The following is an 18,417-nucleotide window of genomic DNA, read 5'->3' as shown; positions in this document are numbered from 1 at the left end:
GCACCGGCCGTCGGCGGCCAAGCCCCCCTGCCGCGACATCTCCCGGAAGACCTGTGACGTCGCCATCACGGTGACGCCTCCGGCCAGCGCCAGGGCCGCGGACGACGACGGGGAAGGGGCGGTGACCATGCTGCTGGGGCAGGACCTCCAGGACAGTCTGGTCGACGGTGCCGCGCTGCCCGCCGCCACCCAGGACCGGCTGGCCGGACCCTTCGCGCATATCGTCGTGGACGAGGCCCAGGAGCTGACCGACGCGGAGTGGCAGATGCTGCTGCTGCGCTGTCCGTCCCGGAGCTTCACGATCGTCGGGGACCGGGCCCAGGCCCGGCACGGCTTTACCGAATCGTGGGAGGAGCGGCTGCGGCGGATCGGGCTCCACCGGATCGAGGTGGCCTCGCTGAGCATCAACTACCGGACGCCGGCGGAGGTCATGGCCGAGGCGGAGCAGGTGATCCGGGCGGCACTGCCGGACGCCAATGTGCCGGTCTCCGTCCGTGGCGGCGAACTCCCCGTACGCCACGGATCCGTGGCGGAGCGGGACACGATCGTCGCCGAATGGCTCGCGGAACATGCCGAGGGCACCGTGTGCGTCATCGGCGATCCCTCGTTCCGGGAGACGTCCCGGGTCCGGTCGCTGACCCCGGAGCTGGCGAAGGGGCTGGAGTTCGACCTGGTCGTCGTGGTGGACCCGGAGTCCTTCGGGACGGGCGTCGAAGGCGCGGTGGACCGCTATGTGGCGATGACCCGGGCGACCCGGCAGCTCGCCGTCCTGACCCGGGACCGGGACGGGAGCTGAGACCAGGGGCCGGGGGCCGGGGGCCGGAGCCTCGGACGGGGAGACGAGGCCGCGGGCGGGGCGGGCGGGGCCGCGGACTCAGAGGCCCGGGCGGCCCGTCGCCACGGCGTAGAAGGCGACGGCCGCCGCCGCGCCCACATTGAGCGAGTCCACGCCGTGGGCCATCGGGATGCGCACCCACTCGTCGGCGGCGACCAGCGCCGGGGTGGAGAGCCCGTCGCCCTCCGCGCCCAGCATCAGCGCGACCCGGTCGATCCGGTGCGGCGCGGCCTCGTCGATGGCGGTGGCCTTCTCGTCGGGGGTGAGGGCGAGCAGCGTGAACCCGGCCTCCCGTACCGTCTCCAGCCCGCGGGGCCAGGTGTCGAGGCGGGCGTACGGCACGGAGAACACCGCGCCCATGGAGACCTTCACGGACCTGCGGTACAGCGGGTCGGCGCAGTCCGGGGAGAGCAGGACGGCGTCCATCCCGAGCGCCGCCGCGCTGCGGAAGATCGCCCCGATGTTGGTGTGGTCGTTCACCGACTCCATGACGACCACCTTGCGGGCGCCGGTGAGCAGCTCCGCGGCCGGCGGCAGGGGCTTGCGCTGCATCGACGCGAGGGCGCCGCGGTGTACGTGGTAGCCGGTGACGCGCTCGGCCAGCTCGGGGCTGACCGCGTACACCGGCGCCGGGATCTCGTCGATGACATCCCGCATGACGTCGACCCACTTGGCCGACAGCAGCATCGACCGCATCGCGTAACCGGCGTCCTTCGCCCGCCGGATGACCTTCTCGCCCTCGGCGATGAACAGGCCCTCGGCGGGCTCGCGGCGGCGGCGCAGCTCGACGTCCGTGAGTCCGGTGTAGTCGCTCAGCCGGGGGTCGTCGGGGTCTTCGACAGTGATGAGATCAGCCACAGGGTGATACTGCCTTCTCCAGGGAGGGGTGCCAACGCCTGGACAGGGGTCGGGTTACTGAAGGTTAACCGCCGGGCCCGCGAGGTGTCCGCCGAGGGCGACGACCTCCCCGACGACGATCACGGCGGGCGGCCGGACGTCCTCGGCGGCGACGGTCGCGGCGACGGTCTCCAGGGTGGCGTCGACCCGGCGCTGGGCCGCGGTGGTGCCCTCCTGGACAAGGGCGACCGGGGTGGCGCCGTCCCGGCCGTGGTCCATCAGGGCCCGGGCGATGGCGCCGATCTTGTCGACGCCCATCAGGATCACCAGGGTGCCGCGGAGCCGGGCCAGGGCCGCCCAGTCGACCAGGGACCGCTCGTCGTCGGGGGCGACATGTCCGCTGACCACGGTGAACTCATGGGCCACCCCGCGGTGGGTGACCGGGATACCGGCCGCTCCGGGCACGCTGATGGAGCTGGAGATACCGGGGACGACCGTGCAGGCGATGCCCTCCGCGGCCAGCGCCTCGGCCTCCTCCATGCCCCGGCCGAAGACGAAGGGGTCGCCGCCCTTGAGCCGGACGACCGCCTTGCCCGCCTTGGCGTGTTCGATCAGGGCCCGGTTGATGGCCTCCTGGGCCATGAACCGGCCGTACGGGATCTTGGCCGCGTCGATCACCTCGACATGCGGCGGCAGTTCGTCGAGGAGGTCGCGCGGGCCGAGGCGGTCGGCGATGACGACGTCCGCCTCGGCGAGCAGCCGCCGTCCCTTGACCGTGATCAGATCGGGGTCGCCGGGGCCGCCGCCGACCAGGGCGACCCCGGAGGTCCTCGTACCGGGCAGGCCGGCGGTGACGGTGCCGTTGTGCAGCGCCTCGACGAGGGCGTCGCGGACGGCGGCGGTACGGCGGGGATTCCGGCCCTGGACATCGGTGCTGAGCACGGCGACCGTCACACCCGCGCTGCGGCCGGTCGCCGGGGTCAGCGCGGTCGCGGCCTCCGCGTCGTCGGAGCGGACGCACCAGACGCGCAGCCGCTCGGCCTCGGCGGAGGCGCGGTCGTTGGCCTCGGCGTCGGAGGAGGCGACGACGACGTACCAGGCGCCTTCGAGGTCGCCTTCCTGGTAGCGCCGCCGCTCCCAGCGGAGCTCTCCCGCGGTGACCATGGCTTCGACGGAGGGGGTGGCCGAAGGGGAGACGAGCACGACATCGGCCCCGGCGGCGATCAGCGACGGCAGCCGCCGCTGGGCGACCTGCCCGCCGCCGAGCACCACGACGCGGCGGCCGGTGAGCCGCAGGCCCACGGGGTAGGCGGGGTGCGAGTGCGCGGGCGGCTGCTCGGACATGTGGGTACGACTCCCTCGGGCGGCACGGCGGATGACGGGGCGGGCGGGAATGGGGCGTCCGGACCGCATCGGCACTGAGGCGGCGCTGGTGGGACGGCGTCCGGGGCCACTTTACGATGCGGTGATTCCCCGGCGGTACGCCGAAGGTCACACATCGCGGCAGGTCACCGGGGCGAGGCCGGTGCGCGGTGGGCGGGGCGGGGCCGCGGGCGCGGCGATGCGCCGGGCACGGGGGCGGCAGCGCACCGGTCCGGTACTGCTCCGGAGCGGGTGGGACCGCTCGGGGCGGGGGGCCGGGCGGGGCTGCGGAGGGTTCCGTACCGGAGGCTCCCGCGGGCGGGGAGCAGCCGAAGGCCGGAGAGCCCCGGCCCGGCGGCCGGAGAAACCGGCGGCCACCCCCGCTCCGGAGCCGGCGCGGACCGCCCCGGCCGGGTGCCGGTGCCGTACCGCCCGCGGGCAGGCGGGCGGTACGGCACCGGGCCGGAAGCCGGGTGGTCCGGCTCCGGCCCGGGAGGGGTTACTTCTCGGTGACGCCCGCCGAGTCGAACGTCGCCACCTCGTGCATGGCGCGGGCCGCGCTCTGGATCACCGGCAGGGCCAGCAGCGCGCCGGTACCCTCGCCCAGCCGGAGGTCGAGGTCGACCAGCGGCCGCAGACCGAGCTTGTTGAGGGCGGCGACATGACCGGGTTCCGCGCTGCGGTGGCCCGCGATGCAGGCGGCGAGCGCCTCCGGGGCGATCGCCCGGGCGACGAGGGCCGCGGCGCCCGCCGAGACCCCGTCGAGGACGACCGGGGTGCGCAGGGACGCTCCGCCGAGGATCAGGCCCACGAGCGCGGCATGCTCCAGACCGCCGATCGCGGCGAGTACGCCGACCGGGTCGTCGGGGTCGGGCGCGTGCAGTTCGAGCCCGCGCCGTACGACGTCCACCTTCCGGGCGTGCATCTCGTCGTTGATGCCGGTGCCACGGCCGGTGATCTCCGCCGGGTCGATACCGGTGTAAACGCTGATCAGCGCGGCGGAGACGGTGGTGTTGGCAATCCCCATCTCACCGGTGAGCAGGGCCTTGTTACCGGCCGCGACCAGGTCGCGGGCGGTCTCGACGCCGACCTCGATGGCCGCGAGCACGTCCTCGCGGCCGAGGGCGGGGCCGGTGGTGAAATCGGCCGTGCCCGGGCGGACCTTGCGCGGCAGCAGCCCCGGCTGGGCGGGCAGTTCGGAGGCGACGCCGACGTCGATGACGCAGACCTCGGCCCCGACCTGGTTGGCGAAGGCGTTGCAGACCGCTCCCCCGCCCAGGAAGTTGGCGACCATCTGGCCGGTGACCTCCTGGGGCCAGGCCGTCACGCCCTGGGCGTGGACACCGTGGTCACCCGCGAAGATCGCGACGGCGGCGGGCTCGGGGATCGGCGGCGGGCACATCCGGGACAATCCGCTGAGCTGCGCGGAGATGATCTCCAGCATGCCGAGCGCGCCCGCGGGCTTGGTCATCCGCTTCTGCCGCTCCCACGCCTCGCCGAGCGCCTTGGCGTCCAGCGGCCGGATCGCGGCAACGGTCTCCTGGAGGAGGTCGTGCGGCTCCTCGCCGGGCAGCGCCCGGCGGCCGTACGTCTCCTCGTGGACGACCCAGGACAGGGGACGGCGCCTGGACCAGCCGGCCTGGGCCAGCTCGGGCTCCTCGGGGAACTCGTCGACATAGCCGACGCAGAGGTACGCCACGACCTCCAGATGCTCCGGCAGGCCGAGGGCGCGGACCATCTCGCGCTCGTCGAAGAAGCTGACCCAGCCGACACCGAGGCCCTCGGCCCGGGCGGCGAGCCACAGGTTCTCGACGGCGAGCGCGGAGGAGTAGGGGGCCATCTGCGGCTGGGTGTGCCGGCCGAGGGTGTGGCGGCCGCCGCGGGTCGGATCGGCGGTGACGACGATATTGACCGGAGTGTCGAGGATGGCCTCGATCTTCAGTTCCTTGAACTGCTTGGCCCGGCCCTTGGGCAGGGTCTTGGCATAGGCGTCGCGCTGGCGCTGGGCGAGTTCGTGCATGGTGGTGCGCGTCTCGGCGGAGCGGATGACGACGAAGTCCCAGGGCTGGGAGTGGCCGACGCTGGGGGCGGTGTGCGCGGCCTCCAGGACGCGCAGCAGCACATCGTGCGGGATGGGGTCGCTGCGGAAGCCGTTGCGGATGTCGCGGCGCTCGCGCATGACCTTGAGTACGGCTTCGCGCTCGGCGTCGTCGTAGGCGGGGGCGGGCGGACCGGCGGGCACTGCGGGAGCATCGGGGGCGGGCTCCGGGGCGGCCCCGGCCTCGGCTTCGGCATCCGCTCCGGCCTCGGTCCCGGCCTCCGCACCGGATTCGTCCGTACCGGTTCCAGTTCCGGTTCCGGTCTCCGTACCGGCCTCGGTACCGGTCACCGGTACGTCCGCCGGGGCAGCCTCGGCTCCGGTTCCGGCTACGGCCGGGGTGCCTTCGGCCACCGTGGGCTCGGCGGCCGCGGCCGGCTCGGAGGTTTCCTGCGGCGCCGCCTCGGCCGGGGCCGCGGTGTCCGCCGCGGCAGCGGGCACCGGCTCGGCGGCGGGCTGCACGGCTTCAGTTACGGGGGGCTCCGACGGCTCGGCGACGGCCTCCGCCGCGGGCACGGCCTCGGCCCCGGCGGCGGGCACGGGCTCGCCGGACGCTTCCTGCGGGAGTACGGGAACGGCTCCCGGCGCCGCGGGCGACTGTTCCCGGGCCGGGAGGGGCTCCGCAGCGGCCGCTTCCCCGGTCTCCGGCGCGGGGGCGGTCCCGGGCCCATCGGCGCCTGCCGTAACGCCCTCGGGCGCGATCACTCCGGGCGTACCGCCTTCGGGCGCGTCGGCCTCGGACGCCACGGCCTCCGGTGCGGCGACGGTCTCGGGCGCGGGCTCGGAGGTGACGGGCTCGGAGGCACCGGCCTCGGAGGCGACCGGCTCGGGCGCCTCCGCGGACCCGGTCGTCCCTTCGGCCGGAGCCGCGGCCGCGGCTGCGGCTGCGGCTGCGGCTGCGGCGGGCTCGACGGCAGCCTCGGGCTGCCCGGGCGTCTCCGCCCCGTCACCGGACGCCTCCGCGGTACCGGAGGCGGCGGACTGTCCGGCCGCCTCCCCCTCCGGCTGCTCCGGCGCCCCGGTCTCCGCGGGGGCCGCGGGCGCCGCCGACTGCCCGGCGGCAGTCGCCTGCTCCGCCGCGGCCTCCTCCGCCGGGGCCTCCGCGGCCTCGGCTGCCGCGGGCTGCTCGACGGCCTCACCCGCTTCGGGTGCCTCGTCCGCTCCGGCCGTCACGGCCGGCTCCTCAGTGACCACCACGGCCCCGGCGGCCTGCACAGGCTCCGCGACCTCCGTGGCCCCGGCGACGGCCGCGTTCTCCGCCGTCTGTTCCGCGGCGGGCTCCTCCGGCGCACTCTGCGGGACGACCGTTTCTGCGGCCGGCACCGGCGCGGCCTGCGGGACCGCGGCGTCCCAGGGCGCTCCGGCCTGCGGGGGAATCTCGGCGAGCTGCGGTCCGGGCAGAACCGCCGCCTCGTCCTCGGCGGGTACGTCCAGATACTCGGGGCCGAGCGTCGGCGGACCGGAGTCGGGCTGCGCGGTCAGCGGATGCGGCGCGACCCCGGCGGGGCCGCGGTCGGCGAGGGAACGGACCACACCGCCGGTGTGGTCGGGCAGGGGCGGCCCCATATGCAGGGGACGGCGCGCGGGCGGCGGAGTGGGCGTCGCGGATCCGGCGGCGAAAGCCGGTACCGGAACAGGCTGTTCCGACTGCTCGGGTACGGCGGCACCGGGCTCGCCCGTCGCCGGAACCCCGGTTTCCGGTGCCTGCGCGTTCTCCTGCGCGTTCTCTTGCGCTGCCCCGGCAGGCACTTCGGCCCCTTCCACGGCACCCGGTGCCTGCGCCGGAACCCCCGCGGCGGCCACGGCCTGCTCCACCGGGCTCCCGGCGAGGGGCACTCCGGCGGCGGGCGTCGGCGCGCCCGGCTGTATGACCGGCCCGGCCTGGACCGGATCCGCGGACTCCGGGGTCCCCAGGTCCGTGGGGGGCACCGGAGCGGTGACCGCTCCGGGCGGCGGCGTCACGCCGTGATCGGCGGGACCGGACTGCTCCGGGGAGCCCAGATCGGTGGGCGCGGCGAACTCCGGCCCGGCGAAAGCGGACTGCGGCGGCTGCGCCTGCCCCGGGACCGCGGCGGCCGGACGGGGCACGGCCGCCGGAACGGCCTCGTACGGACCGGGAGCCGCGGCCGGCACACCCTGCGGCACCGGAACGCCCTGCGCGGGCGTGGCCGAGGGGTGCGGAAGCTGCTGCGGTACGGGCGCGGCGGCCGGCCCGGCCTGGACCGGCGGAGCCGCCGCCTGGTGGACGGGCGACGGATGCTGACCGCCCAGGGTCCCCTGGGGGTCGCTCCAGGCGCCCTGGGAGCCCGGCATCAGCAGGAGATCGTCGTCGGCGGGGCGCCCGGCGGGCTGCGCCGGGCCGGACGGGTCCACGAGCGGGTACGCCTCAGGGGCGCGAACGCCCGGCTGCTGCTCCACCACGCCCGCGTTCCCCGGCAGCCCCTCGCCCGGGATCTGGCCGGTGTCGGTCATGCGTACCCCTCGCCCCATCGCTCTGTGATCCTTCGTCCGTCCGCCCGGGCGGCCGGTAGCGGCGTGCCCGCCGGTCTCCTGACGAGAACGAGCGCTTGCACCGCCCGGCACGACGGGCGCACGGACTTCCAGCATTCTCGCGGCCGTTCGCGGGCCGGGCGGTGCGATCCGCCACGGTCCGCTGTGGGCTGCGCCACGTTGCGCGTCCCCCGGTTACGACGTACCACATACCGGAGCCAAAGCGACACTCGTTTTCCGGTGTTCCCGGACAATGCCGAAGGAAGCGACGGCACGTCCGGTGCGGTACGACGGTCGGTCAGCCTACCTCGCGCCACCGACAACCATGGTCACGGGGCGCGCTCCGGCAACCGTCCCGAAACAAGGAAAACCACGCCGCGTTCCCGCTCCGACCAGGTCTTCGGGTCCAGATCGACCGACTGGACGAAGACGCACTCCACCCCGTAACCACCGGCCGCGAGGGCGGTGGCGAGGGTCTCCGCCTCGCCGCGGGTGGCGGCATGGGTGACGATCCGTTCGGGCCGGCGGTCGGCACAGGCGGTGACCACCTCCGCGCCCCCGCCGCCGATCCGGACGACATCCGGTTCCGGCAGCCGCTCCAGTACCTGGGGGGCACGGCCGTTGACGGTCTGCATCCGGACGCCCGCGCGGCGGGCGGCGGCCTCGGCCCGGGCACAGGCGGCCGGGTCGGCGTCGACGGCGATCACGGCGGCCCCGAAGCGCGCCGCGTCCACGGCGAGCGGTCCGCCGCCGCAGCCGACGTCCCAGACGAGATCGCCCTCGCGGGGGCCGAGCCGGGCCAGCTGGAGGGCGCGCAGGGAGCTGCCCGCGCCCTCGTGCCCCTCGCCGTCCGCGCCGCCGCCCGGTCCCGTACCCGTACTCCCGGCGACACCGGCACCGGCACCGGCACCGGCACCGGCGGCAGAACCGGAAGCCGAACCGGAGGGTGCGGCGGGGTCCGGGGCGGACCCGGCGGGGAGCGCCCAGCCGCGGTCCGCGGCGGGGAATCCGGGCTCCCGGCCCGCGATCCAGCTCCCGTCGGCGGCCGGTCCGCCGACCGTCCCGCCCACCACCACGACCACGTTGGGGTCCCGCCACATGTGGTCGGCCGCCTTGTCGGAGGTGACGACGGTGACCCGTTCCCGTTCGGTGCCCAGTTCCTCGCAGATCACGAAGGTGCGGTGGACCCCGTCGAGCAGCAGGGCCAGTTCGGCGGGTCCGGCGCCCGGGGAGGTCAGTACGGCGACCTTGGGGTGGGCCCGGCAGACGTTGACCGCGCGCCGCAGCGTACGGGGGTGGGCGACCACGATCCGGGCGTCGTCCCAGGGCATCCCGGCCCGGGCGAAGGCGGCGGCGACCGAGGAGACCGCGGGCACCACCTCGACCTCCAGGCCGTGTTCGGGGGCGCGCAGGGTGCGGACCACTCCGAAGAAGCCCGGGTCGCCGTCGGCGAGCACCACGGCGCTGCCGCGGTGTCCGGCGATCCGGCGGGCGGCGAGCCCCACGCTGCCCAGCCGGATCCGCTCGGCGTTCGCGGGGACCTCGGGGAGCGCGAGGTGATGGGCGGCGCCGGCGACCAGTGTGGCGGCCCCGAGCGCGGAGCGGGCCGCGGCGGTGAGGGGCGAGCCGTCCCAGCCGATCACCGTGACGCGGTCGGCCATGGTCGTCAGTCTCCCTGGATTCGTCGCAGGTGGGGGTGGAACTCCGGGGCCGCGCCGGACGCGGGGCCGGGCCGGGGCGCTCAGGCCGGGGATACCCCGCGGAACCGGTTCGGACACTGAATCAGCTGGGCGTACGGCCGTCCACCGGACGATCCGGTTCCGGCCGGTTCGCGGCATACGCGACCGGGCCGCCGGAGACCCCTGTGGGCCGCCCCGGGCAGGCCGGGCTCAGCTCCAGTCGGGGTACGAGGTGTAGCCGGATTCCGCCGATCCGTCCGCGACGCCGTCGAGGTCCTCGGGCAGCAGGCTCCAGACGATCAGATCGGTGCGCACCTCGGTCCAGGTGCCGTCGGCGGCCCGGTTCCGGGCCAGCCACGCGTTGCGCAGCACGCCCTCGCTGATCCCGCCGATCTTCTGGGCGACCTGCTGGGAGGCGGTGTTGTCGGCGGCGGTGCGGAGTTCCAGGCGTTCGAATCCGCGGTCCCGGAAGAGCCATTTGGCGACGGCGAGCAGGGATTCGGTGGCATAGCCCTCGCCGCGTGCCCAGGGCGCGGTGGCGTACGCGGCCTCGGTGGCGCGCAGCCGCCAGTCGGTGTTCTTGAGCCGGACCGTCCCCACCAGCCGCTGGGTGAGGAACTCGGTGACGGCGAAGGCGATACCGCGGCCCGAGGTGCGCTGCGCGGGCGCTATCTCGCGTACCCACCGCTCGGCGTCGGCCCTGGTGAACGGGTGCGGTACGGGCGTCCAGGCGGTCACCGTCTCGTCGTTCATCATCTCGGTGTACGCCGGGACATCGGCCTCCTCGAAGGGGCGCAGCACCAACCGCTCCGTGCTGATGGACACGTCCGGAAAGGTGGTAGTCATGCGCCGCTCCGTAACCATGGCCTGTGGGGAACAGGCGACCAGTGGCCTGCCGAAAGGCCCAGCATGCAGCATGGGCCGGGCGGGTGGCACCGCGGGGGCGGCGGGCCGTCGCGCGAAACGGCCGGAGCCCCGTACCCCACGGCGGGGGTACGGGGCGGAGTGCCGGACGGCGGGCCGCCGGGCCGGGCCGGCGGCAGCGGCGGGGACGGTCAGAACGCGGGGATGACCGAGCCGTCGTACTTGTCCTCGATGAACTTCTTCACCTCGGGCGTGGTGAGCAGCTTGGCGAGCTTGACCACGCGCGGGTCCTTCTCGCTGCCCTCCTTGACCGCCAGGAAGTTGCCGTACGGGTTGTTCTCGGCGGACTCCAGGACGAGCGAGTCGTTCTTGGGGCTGAGCTTGGTCTGCACCGCGTAGTTGCCGTTGATCACGGCCGCGTCCACATCACCGAGGGCCCGCGGCACGGCCGCGGCCTCCAGCTCCTTGAAGGTGAACTTCTTCGGGTTCTCGGCGATGTCCTTCGGCGTGGCCTCGTTGCCCGCGCCCGGCTTCAGCTTGATCAGGCCGTTCTGCTCCAGCAGCTTCAGCGCGCGGGCCTCGTTGGTGGTGTCGTTGGGCAGCGCGATGGTGGCGCCGTCCTTGAGGTCGGCGATCTTGTCGACCTTCTTGGAGTAGAGGCCCAGCGGCTCCAGGTGGACGGTGGCGACCGGCACGATGGTCGTCTTGTTCTTCTTGTTGAAGTCGTCCAGGTAGGGCTTGTGCTGGAAGAAGTTGGCGCCGACCTCGCCGCTCTGGGTGGCGGTGTTGGGCGTGACGTAGTCGGCGAACTCCCTGACCTCCAGCTTGAGGTCTTCCTTGGCGGCCAGTTCGTCCTTGACGAAGCCGAGGATCTCGGCGTGCGGGACGGAGCTGGCGGCGACGACCAGCGGCTTGGCCGGGTCGGCCCCGGCGCCGGTCTTGTTGGCGTCGTCCTTGCCGCAGGCGGTCAGCCCGAGGGTGAGCGCTCCGGCGGCGAGGACAGCGGTCGTGATCTTGGCAGTGTTACGCACGAAAAGTGCCTTTCTCCATGGGTGGTGCGGTGGTGCGGACCCGGACGGGTCGCGGGAGGGGAAGTCGTGGGGTGCCGGGTGCGGGGTCCGGCGGGGCCGGGGCCGTACGGCTCAGTCGGCCCGGGCCGGCCGCGGCGGGTTCGTCGCGGCGGCCGCGCCCGTCGCGTCCAGGGCGGCGGTGGTGTTCGCGACGGCGACGGCGTCCGCGGCCCGGGAGGTCTTCAGCAGCCGGAGCCGGGGGGCCGGGCCGCCGCGGCCGCGGCGGTGCAGGGCCAGGGCGGTGTAGTCGCCGGCGAACTGGATGACGGCGATGACCGCGGCCAGCACACCGACGGTGATCCACATCATCTCGGTCTCGAAGCGCTGGTAGCCGTAGCGGATGGCGATGTCGCCGAGTCCGCCCGCGCCGACCGTGCCGGCCATCGCGGAGTAGCCGATGAGGGCGACGACGGTGGTGGTGGCGCCCGAGACGAGGGACGGCAGGGATTCCGGGACGAGGACCTTGCGGACCACGGTCCAGGTGCTGCCGCCCATCGACTGCACGGCTTCGACCAGTCCGCCGTCGACCTCGCGTACGGAGGTCTCGACCAGCCGGGCGAAGAACGGGATCGCGCCGATGGCCAGCGGGACGATGGCGCCCTCACGGCCGATGGTGGTGCCGGTGACCGCCTTGGTGAACGGCAGCAGGGCGACCATCAGGATGATGAACGGCATCGAGCGGGTGACGTTGACGATCTGGCCGATCACCTTGTTGGCGACGGAGCTGGCGAGCAGACCGCCCTTGTCGGTGAGGACGAGGACGATACCGAGCGGCAGTCCGGCGGCGACCGCGATCAGGGCGGACCAGCCGACCATGTAGAGCGTGTCCCAGCTCGCCTGCTCCAGCAGGGGCTGCATCTCGGACCAGGTCACTGGGCACCGTCCTTCACCAGGTTCGGAGCGGAATCGGAAGCGGAGGCGGTGGCGGTGGCGGTGGCGGTGGCGGTGGCGGGCACGGTGTCCGGGCCGGAGTCGGCGCCGGTGGCCACGTCGACCTGGAGCCCCTGCTCGCGCAGGAAGCCGATGGGGACGACGTTCTCCTCGAACCGGCCGGGCAGCTCGATCCGCATCCGGCCGACCTGCCGGCCGCCGACGGTGTCCATCGCGGCGCCGAGGATCGAGATGTCGATGTTGTAGGTGCGGGAGAGCTGGGAGATCACCGGCCGGGCGGCCGCGTCGCCGTGGAAGGTGACGTCGACGACCGTGCGGTCGTCGCCCGAGGCCCGGCCGCTGACCGGGAAGAGCGCGGCGGCGAGCTGGGATCCGGGAGTGGCCAGCAGTTCGGAGACCGTGCCCGATTCGACGACCCGGCCCTGCTCCATCAGGGCGGCGGAGTCGCAGACCGACTTCACGACGTCCATCTCGTGGGTGATCAGCAGCACCGTCAGCCCGAGCCGCTGGTTGAGATCGCGCAGCAGCTGGAGGATGGACCGGGTGGTCTCCGGGTCGAGGGCGCTGGTGGCCTCGTCGGAGAGGAGCACCTTGGGGTCGCCCGCCAGGGCGCGGGCGATACCGACGCGCTGCTTCTGGCCGCCGGACAGCTGGCTGGGGTAGGACCGGGCCTTGTCGGCGAGGCCGACCAGGTCGAGGAGTTCGAGGGCCTTGCGGCTGCGCTCCCGCCCGGAGAGTCCGAGGATCTCCAGCGGCAGCTCGACATTGCTCTGGACGGTGCGCGACGACAGCAGGTTGAAGTGCTGGAAGACCATGCCGATCCGGCTCCGGGCCGCGCGCAGCTCCCGGCCCGCCCGGGGGCCTTTTCCGGCCAGGGCGGTCAGCTCGGCGCCGTCCACGGTCACGGTGCCGGAGGTCGGGCGCTCCAGCAGGTTGACGCAGCGGATCAGGGAGGACTTCCCGGCGCCGCTCTGCCCGATGACGCCGTACACCTCGCCTTCCCTGACATGGAGGTCGACGCCGTCCAGGGCGGTGACCTCGCGTCCTCGCGAGCGGTAGACCTTGGTGAGGCCCGTTGTGGTGATCACTGGGTTTCGTCCGTCACTGTCGAGTGCGCGGCAAGGTCGTCGCCGGGCACGGGCTTTTGTCGTCGATACCGTCGGACCGGCCGGAAACCGCCGCCGTGCCGGGCGCGGGGCAGGGGAGCCGGGTCAGGGCGCTGCCGCGCGCGGCCCTCCGGCGCCATGACGCGGGGGTCTCGGGTAGGAGGCCCGTCGCGGAGGCGTTACGGAAGGGGTCGCGGGGTTACCGGGGCAGCCGGGTCCGGATCAGGGGAGCATCTCGTCGGCTGCGCGGTCTCTCACTTCGGGGCGCGAGGTACGGTTCGGGGGCCCTCAGAAGGCGCACATTCGACACAGACAACGAGCACCGGGCGTGGTGTCCGCCTCGGTCGCAGGGCTGCGGTAGCTCGTCGTGGTCATGGCGGTAAGTAAAGCAGACGGGTTTCCGCGGACAACCCCGCGTCCGAATAGCGGACACCTTGGCTCGGTCATCAGTGCGCCGCGCCGACCGCTCCGCTTTCCGGGGCTGCACCCCTGACCTGCGTATTCACCGAATCCCCCAGGAGTGCGGAGGGGAGCGCGGCCGGTTCGCGACGGCCGGACGCTGTGGTCAAGGCCACGATCCGGCCCCCGCGCGAGGACCATCGCAGGGCCGTCGCGGGAGCCATCGCGGGGGCCGTCTCGCCGGTCCGGAACCCCGGGGCCGCCCGCGGCCGGCCGGGCGCTCCGTAATACGCTCGTGGCCATGCTCGACGCCCTCACGGTCGCGATCTCCGTCGCCGCGCTCGCCCTCGCCGCCTGGTGCGGCTATGCCGCCTACCGCGACCAGCCCACCAAGGACTGGCACTTCGCCGGAATGGCCGTGGTGACCCTGCTGGCACTGGCCCAGCTGGTGGTGGGCATCGCGGAGCTGGCGGGCGGGAAGGAACCGGCGCAGGGCACCACGATCTTCGTCGCCTATCTGATCGGCGCGTTCGCGACCGTACCGTCCGCGGCCGTGCTGTCGCTGGCCGAGCGGACCCGCTGGGGTTCGGCGACGGTGGCCGCCGGAGGAGTCCTCCTCGCGGTCCTCGAAGTACGGCTGTACGACATCTGGGGAGGCTGACGATGACCGAGCCCACCACCGGCACCGGAGACCGGACCACCACCGGCGGCGGAGCCGAGGCGGCCGCGGCGAGCACCCCCGTCGCGGCCGCGGAAGGCAAGCCCGCCGGAGCCGCCCCGGACACCCGGCTGGTCAAGGGCCCCGGGCTGCTGCTCGTCTGGCTGTACGGCGTGATGTCGGTGGGCGCCGTATCGCGCTCCCTGTTCCATATCCTCACCGACTTCGACCGGGCGCCGCTCGCCCACGGGCTGTCGGCCGCCGCCGCCGCGGTGTACGTGTTCATCACCTACACCCTCGTCCGCGGCGGGGAGACCGCCCGCAAGGCGGGGCTGGTGTGCTGTGCGGTCGAGCTGGCCGGCGTGCTGGTCGTCGGCACCTGGACCGTGCTCGACCCGTCGGCCTTCCCGGACTCGACGGTCTGGTCCGGCTACGGCTGGGGCTATGTCTTCCTGCCCGTGCTGCTGCCGGTCACCGGACTGCTCTGGCTGCGCCGTTCGCGTACGGCGGGCACCGCAGCGGCCTGACGAGCCCGACGGGCACCGCCCGCGCCCCCGCACGGCGGCCGCGCCCGGATCCCGCCGGGCCCGGCGGGATCCCGCGGTCCGGCTCAGGCGCTGGTGACGAACGTCCCGGCGGCCGCTTCCTTCTCCAGCGTCACCAGGGTCAGCCGGGGCCCGACCTCCTCGCGGGCCACCGGCACATAGCCGTGGCTGCGGTAGAGCCGCAGATTGCCCTCGCTGCGGTGGCCGGTGAACAGCTGGAACTTCTTCGCGGCGGGCGCACCCGTGAAGTGGCCCTCGATGGCGGCCAGCAGCCGGCCGCCCAGTCCGTGGCGCTGCATGCGCGGATGCACGATCAGCTTTGAGATCTGGACCGTGCCGCTCTCGTCGATCCAGCCCCGCACCGAAGCCACCACCTCGTCACCCAGCCGGGCGACCAGCGCATGCCCCTGGCCCAGCTCGGCCCGTACCCCGTCCAGCGACTGGGTGAGCGGTTCGATGGCGTAGTCGCCGTAGATCTCCGCCTCGGACTGGTAGCAGAGGTACTGGAGCTTGAGGATCTGCTCCGCGTCCTGCGCCGTCGCCGCTGAGATGGTCACGCTCATGCCCATGCGCGCATGCCTCCCGCTCACCTGTCCCTACCGGTTGTCTAACGCTCCTTTCCCCCATGTTCAGGAGCCGCAACCTCCGCCGGGAGCATTCTGCGCAGACATCCCAGGCAACGGGAACGCATCGGCCCTAGACTTCCCTGTGAGATATTCAACTCTCCTGCGATTTCACGGTATGTGGGGTCTTGGGGCGACAACATCGCAGAAAGCAGTCTCGGACAGTCACCCGGCGTACGGGCGACCGCCGACCGGAGGGTACGGCGGGTCTCCGCCCGCAGGGCCGTACGCTCCGCGCTCTCCGTGCTCTCGGCGCCCTCTGCGGACCCCGCCGCCGCCCCGGGGCGGGGGCGGACTCCCTCGGTGAAGGGCCGTTCCCTGGCCGCCCGGCGGCGGGCCCGCCGCGCCTCGGCCCGTACCGCGGTCCGTACCCAGCGGGCGGGGTCGCCCGGCGGATCCGAACGGCCGAGCCGTTCGAACAGCCTCACCCAGACGGCCTGTTCCAGATCCCGGGCGTCGGCCGCCGCCCCGGGGGCCTCGGCCGCCGTCTCCGCGGCCACCAGCGGACCGAGTACGGCGACCGCCTCCTCCGCCGGTGTGCCCGGGACCCGGCCGGCGCGACGCGTCATACCGGCCGGGACGCGCCCCCGGCGGGCCGGGTTGCCCCGTGCGGGCGATTCTCACCCGTACGGAGCAGCTCCCCCGCCCCGGCGCGCCGTCAGTCGCGTACGGCGTCGGCCGCGGCCAGCAGGGCCGTGTCCGGGTGGTCGGTGAAGATGCCGTCGATCCCGGTGGCGAAGTAGCGGCGGTAGGCGCCGAAGACGTCGCCGTAGGCATGGGGATCCACGCCCGGCGCGCCGTCGCGGTCCCGCCGGAAGTCGGCCGGCAGGAAGGTGTTCTCGTTCCGCAGGGTGTACGGGTGGAGGATCAGGCCGCGGCGGTGGGCGTCCCGGACCAGCGTCGTCGGTGCGCCCAGCCTGCCGTCCGGGCCCCGCGGAATGACCAGGTCCAGGGTGGGGCCGATGCCCTGGGCGTACGAGGCGATCCACTTCAGCCCCTGCGGGGTGACCAGGTCCGCCACCGTGCGCGGATCGCCCGCCTCGGTGAAGTCCCACGGCCGGGTCCCGGCGCCGGAGAGCAGCACCACCCGCGGCGTGTCCACCAGCCGGGCCATCCGCTGCATGCTGCCCGGCTCGAACGACTGGAGGAACACCGGTGCGTCGCGGTCGTCCCTGCCGTACCGGCGCAGCAGCTTCGCCAGCGGCTCCTCCAGGCCCAGGCCGAGTTTCCGGAAGTACGTGGGGTGCTTGGTCTCGGCGTGCAGCCATACCGGCCGTCCCCGGCGGCGGCCTTCCCGGTCCGCCCACCGCAGTACCTCCTCGAAGGTGGGCACCGTCCAGCGGCCGTCGTAGAGCGTGTTGTCCGGCCGGACGCCCGGGATCCGCTCGGTCGCCCGCAGCGTCCTCAGCTCGGCCAGGGTGAAGTCCTCGGTGAACCAGCCGGTCATCGCCGTACCGTCGACGGTCTTGGTGGTGCGGCGGGCGGCGAACTCGGGGCGGGCCGCGACATCGGTCGTCCCGGTGATGTCGTTCTCGTGGCGGCAGACCAGATGCCCGTCCCGGGTGGGCACCAGATCCTGTTCGATCACATGCGCCCCCATGTCCAGGGCCAGCTGGTAGGCCCCGATGGTGTGCTCGGGGCGGTAGCCGCTGGCGCCCCGGTGGGCGATGACCGTGGGGTACGGGAGATCCCGGTAACCGCCCCGGGCCCGGCCCGCCGGGCGGTCTCCGGCGGCGTGCGCCGGACCGGCCGTCGCACCCGCCCCGGCGGCCGCCGCGCCGAGGGCCGCCGCCCCCAGGACCGTACGCCGTCCGGGTCCCGTCCACGCGCCCTGTGTCATCGGCTCTCCTCCGTACTCGTCGGTGTCCGTCGCCCGCTGCCCGGAGCCCGTACCCGCCCGTTTCCCACGGTTACCTGCCCGGTGGCCGACGGCCCGACGCTAAGGAGCCCCCCGGTACGGACGGCGGCCCCCCGGCGAACAGCGGTCGAACACATGTCAACACGGAGTATCGGTGTGTATCGAGTCCGTGAACCCGACGTGCGGGGAGGGCCGAGCCGCGAGTATCGTCCTCACCTGCGCGGACCGCACGGGCACGCGCGCCGACAACAGCACCGACAGCAGCACCGCCACCCGATCAGCCACTCGATCCGACACCGAACCAAGGTCACCGCCGGAGGCCCCCGTTGTCCCGCTTGTCGCTCATCAAGGCCGTCCTCGGACCGTTCCTCCGCCTGATGTTCCGGCCGCGTGTGGAAGGCGCCGACAACATTCCCGGCTCCGGGCCGGTCATCCTGGCCGGCAACCACCTCACGTTCATCGACTCGATGGTGCTGCCGCTGGTCTGTTCCCGGCCGGTGTACTTCATCGGCAAAGACGAGTACGTGACCGGGAAGGGCATCAAGGGCCGGCTGATGGCCTGGTTCTTCACCGGGGTCGGCATGGTCCCGGTGGACCGGGACGGCGCCAACGGCGGGGTCGCCGCACTCAACACCGGGGGCCGGCTGCTGGAACAGGGGAAGGTCTTCGGCATCTACCCGGAGGGCACCCGCTCCCCCGACGGCCGGCTCTACCGGGGCCGCCCCGGAATCGCCCGGCTCACCCTGATGACCGGCGCGCCCGTGGTGCCGTTCGCCATCATCGGCACCGACAAGCTCCAGCCCGGCGGCTCGGGGCTGCCCCGCCCCGGCCGGGTGACCGTCCGCTTCGGTGAGGCGATGGAGTTCTCCCGCTACGACGGCATGGGGCGGGACCGGTACGTCCTGCGGGCCATCACGGATTCGGTGATGGCCGAGGTGATGGCGCTCTCCGGCCAGGAGTACGTCGACGTCTACGCCACCACGGCGAAGAAGGCCGCCTGACCGCACCGCCGCGACGGCCCTGGACGGCGCATCCCCCGTATGCGCCCGCTCACCGCCCGGCCGGCGCCGGCGTGATGGCGACCTCGTGGGTGTTGTTGGCC

General features: G+C 73.9%; 14 protein-coding genes and 1 pseudogene. 4 read left to right on the top strand and 11 right to left on the bottom strand.

The features are described from left to right. Positions 1–796, top strand: a pseudogene (locus ACWDR0_RS31815) (AAA family ATPase); the annotation flags it as partial. Positions 797–874: 78 nt separating this feature from the next. Here the strand turns inward: ACWDR0_RS31815 and ACWDR0_RS31810 are convergent. The 8 genes from ACWDR0_RS31810 to ACWDR0_RS31775 form a co-directional block, all read right to left on the bottom strand. Then, positions 875–1,693 (bottom strand): TrmH family RNA methyltransferase, encoded by an 819-nt coding sequence (locus ACWDR0_RS31810; protein WP_456355285.1) that lies wholly within the window; start codon positions 1,691–1,693, stop codon positions 875–877. A gap of 54 nt (positions 1,694–1,747) precedes the next feature. Further along, positions 1,748–3,016 carry a uroporphyrinogen-III C-methyltransferase gene (gene cobA, locus ACWDR0_RS31805; protein WP_456355284.1) on the bottom strand — a complete coding sequence of 423 codons (1,269 nt, stop codon included), beginning with the start codon at positions 3,014–3,016 and terminating at the stop codon, positions 1,748–1,750. 517 nt (positions 3,017–3,533) lie between these two features. Then, a complete protein-coding gene (gene cobT / locus ACWDR0_RS31800) occupies positions 3,534–7,604 on the bottom strand; it encodes a nicotinate-nucleotide--dimethylbenzimidazole phosphoribosyltransferase (RefSeq protein ID WP_456355283.1) in 4,071 nt (1,356 codons plus the stop codon). Between the two features lie 347 nt (positions 7,605–7,951). Then, positions 7,952–9,283, bottom strand: coding sequence for a precorrin-6y C5,15-methyltransferase (decarboxylating) subunit CbiE (cbiE, locus tag ACWDR0_RS31795; protein WP_456355282.1), 1,332 nt, complete (start codon positions 9,281–9,283; stop codon positions 7,952–7,954). Between the two features lie 228 nt (positions 9,284–9,511). After that, positions 9,512–10,147: a GNAT family N-acetyltransferase gene (locus tag ACWDR0_RS31790; RefSeq protein ID WP_456355281.1), complete on the bottom strand. Its 636-nt coding sequence runs from the start codon at positions 10,145–10,147 to the stop codon at positions 9,512–9,514. A 209-nt stretch (positions 10,148–10,356) separates the two neighbouring features. Then, on the bottom strand, positions 10,357–11,196 hold the full coding sequence (locus ACWDR0_RS31785) for a MetQ/NlpA family ABC transporter substrate-binding protein (RefSeq protein ID WP_456355280.1): 840 nt from the start codon (positions 11,194–11,196) through the stop codon (positions 10,357–10,359). A 111-nt stretch (positions 11,197–11,307) separates the two neighbouring features. Continuing rightward, positions 11,308–12,108, bottom strand: a complete 801-nt coding sequence (locus ACWDR0_RS31780) for a methionine ABC transporter permease (RefSeq protein WP_456355279.1) — start codon at positions 12,106–12,108, stop codon at positions 11,308–11,310. Further along, positions 12,105–13,214, bottom strand: a complete 1,110-nt coding sequence (locus tag ACWDR0_RS31775; protein ID WP_456355278.1) for a methionine ABC transporter ATP-binding protein — start codon at positions 13,212–13,214, stop codon at positions 12,105–12,107. Before ACWDR0_RS31775 ends, ACWDR0_RS31780 begins: the two co-directional genes overlap by 4 nt. A 718-nt stretch (positions 13,215–13,932) precedes the next feature. On the opposite strand from ACWDR0_RS31775, the gene ACWDR0_RS31770 reads away from it, so the two are divergent. Both ACWDR0_RS31770 and ACWDR0_RS31765 read left to right on the top strand, forming a co-directional pair. After that, complete coding sequence (locus ACWDR0_RS31770; protein WP_456355277.1) at positions 13,933–14,292, top strand: hypothetical protein; 360 nt, start codon at positions 13,933–13,935, stop codon at positions 14,290–14,292. Between the two features lie 2 nt (positions 14,293–14,294). Continuing rightward, complete coding sequence (locus tag ACWDR0_RS31765) at positions 14,295–14,816, top strand: hypothetical protein (RefSeq protein WP_456355276.1); 522 nt, start codon at positions 14,295–14,297, stop codon at positions 14,814–14,816. Positions 14,817–14,899: 83 nt separating this feature from the next. Here the strand turns inward: ACWDR0_RS31765 and ACWDR0_RS31760 are convergent, their stop codons facing one another. From ACWDR0_RS31760 to ACWDR0_RS31750, 3 genes are all read right to left on the bottom strand, one after another. Beyond that, a complete protein-coding gene (locus tag ACWDR0_RS31760) occupies positions 14,900–15,403 on the bottom strand; it encodes a GNAT family N-acetyltransferase (RefSeq protein ID WP_456355275.1) in 504 nt (167 codons plus the stop codon). Positions 15,404–15,441: 38 nt separating this feature from the next. After that, a complete protein-coding gene (locus ACWDR0_RS31755; protein ID WP_456355274.1) occupies positions 15,442–16,026 on the bottom strand; it encodes a sigma-70 family RNA polymerase sigma factor in 585 nt (194 codons plus the stop codon). 89 nt (positions 16,027–16,115) lie between these two features. Then, a complete protein-coding gene (locus tag ACWDR0_RS31750; protein WP_456355273.1) occupies positions 16,116–17,297 on the bottom strand; it encodes a glycerophosphodiester phosphodiesterase in 1,182 nt (393 codons plus the stop codon). A 353-nt stretch (positions 17,298–17,650) separates the two neighbouring features. Here ACWDR0_RS31750 and ACWDR0_RS31745 point away from each other — a divergent pair, with 353 nt between their 5' ends. Continuing rightward, positions 17,651–18,316, top strand: coding sequence for a lysophospholipid acyltransferase family protein (locus tag ACWDR0_RS31745; protein ID WP_456355286.1), 666 nt, complete (start codon positions 17,651–17,653; stop codon positions 18,314–18,316). Positions 18,317–18,417: the final 101 nt, after the last annotated feature.

The sequence above is a fragment of the Streptomyces sp. NPDC003691 genome (genome assembly GCF_053981115.1).
This window is presented reverse-complemented; position numbering and strand designations above follow the sequence as displayed.